This is a genomic window from Psychrobacter sp. TB20-MNA-CIBAN-0197 (assembly GCF_040309765.1).
Classification (GTDB): domain Bacteria; phylum Pseudomonadota; class Gammaproteobacteria; order Pseudomonadales; family Moraxellaceae; genus Psychrobacter; species Psychrobacter submarinus.
On record NZ_JBEOPC010001323.1, the window covers coordinates 1 to 239 of the forward strand.

A 239-nucleotide genomic window follows, 5' to 3' on the forward strand; every position below is an offset into this window, starting at 1 on the left:
AGCTTGAGAGCATGCGTGCTTGGGTACGTGGAGTATTGCCATCTTGAGCAAGGAGCGACAGACAATGCAGCACATCATCAGGATGCCAACGTGTCAGGGCGATAGAATTGGTCAGCTCACAAGAGCGTAGGTCACGGACGTACGCATTACGAGTACGCGTCGCTAGACCGCGCGCCAGCATGGCTTGACGAAACTCAGTCATGTAAGCTGGCTCATCATCGACCGCCAATGCTTTAGGT

At 54.0% G+C, this 239-nt stretch carries 1 protein-coding gene; it reads right to left on the minus strand.

Annotated elements, in window-relative coordinates; genetic code table 11:
• Nucleotides 1-239: site-specific integrase (locus AAEY83_RS18240; protein ID WP_351061515.1), on the minus strand; the 239-nt coding region annotated here is incomplete at both ends.